The organism is Bacillus sp. AFS001701, assembly GCF_002559405.1.
Lineage (GTDB): Bacteria > Bacillota > Bacilli > Bacillales > Bacillaceae_G > Gottfriedia.
In genome coordinates, this window is sequence record NZ_NTZO01000430.1 from 1 (window position 1) to 1,417 (window position 1,417).

The window sequence follows — 1,417 nt, forward strand, 5'->3', positions numbered from 1 at the left end:
AATATAAAATTAAATAAGATCCATAGAAAAGAAATAGAGATCGGGAAAAATATATTTCTACTAATAAAAAAGGTGCCTAAATAGACACCCTTTTTTTAAACATCAACATTTAGATTATACAAAGCATTGATTTTTATATAATGAGAGAATAATAGACTAAATTTAAATATATGAATTACTTTACAGAGTAGCTTTTAGGTAACTTAAAATGATTTTGATTCATCACATCACGTAGTCGGTCAGGATAATCTGTTATGACTCCATCAACACCATCATCAATAAGCTTTTGCATAGTTGGCTGGTCGTCAACTGTCCATGGAATGACCTTCATACCGTATTGGTGAGCTTCTTGAACCATACTTTTAGTAATATAAGGCGTGTAGTTCGAATCAGTAATTTTGCCATCCTGTGGGAATCCATGGACTGGAGAAATTGCATCTACACCTAATGAATGAGCCGCAGCAACGAGATTCCCATCAAAATCATCTATATCGATTCCACCTAACCAAGGTGATTTACCAGGTTTGCCAGGTTGTAGAAATTCTGGTCCGTTCGTTAGCGCAACAAGAGGCAATCGTGGTTCAACTTCATTCATAAGCTTTAGCGAACCCCAGTCAAAGCTTTGAATTGACACTTGGTTCAACATCCCAGCTTCACGTACTTGTTTGGCAACGATTTGAACAAATTCTTCTCGAGGAGCTGTTTGTTCTGGTGCTCCAGCTTCAACTTTCGTTTCGATATTCATCCACACTTTTTTAGCTTTGTATTTCTTTACAAGATCAAATACCTCGGTTAACAGTGGCATACGAGCACCAGGACTTAGTTGCTGGCCAGGGAATTGGGGTAGACCTTTTGAACCACAATCGAGCGTTCTTACTTGAGCTAAGGTTAAATCTTTTATGTATTTGCCAACGTATGGGTACTCTGAATCGTCAACGAATGCAGGCTTTGTGTCAGAACATTTTGTACTTGAAATCTTACGATCGTGCGTAATAACAGCTTGATGATCCTCAGTTATTTGTACGTCAAGCTCAAGGGTGCTTACGCCGAGTTCAAGTGCATGTGAAAATGAAGCTATAGTTGATTCAACTGTAAGCCCCAGTCCTCCACGGTGTGCTTGAAGGTCAAATCCTTTTGGTCCAAATGACTTAAACGTACTCTGGTTCACAGAAGTTGTTTGTGCTGAAACTTGGCTAACTCCCGAATATACCAAAATTGATGTCATTGCTGCTAAAATTAACTTTTTCCTATTCAATTTTAATCATCTCCTCATATAAATCTATTACTCTATAAGAATAGATGACGAATTTAAAGTTGAAATGATTAAAATAATAAATAAAAGTAAATAAATGTTGAAAAATGTAAATATAATTAGTTTTTTAGAGAAAAAAATAAGCCAAATCCATCTATTCTAGGA

The 1,417-nt window shown here is 36.1% G+C and carries 1 protein-coding gene; it reads right to left on the reverse strand.

Annotated elements, in window-relative coordinates; genetic code table 11:
• Positions 1–175 precede the first annotated feature (175 nt).
• A complete protein-coding gene (locus CN514_RS20595; protein ID WP_286141780.1) occupies positions 176–1,255 on the reverse strand; it encodes a glycerophosphodiester phosphodiesterase in 1,080 nt (359 codons plus the stop codon).
• Positions 1,256–1,417 lie beyond the last annotated feature (162 nt).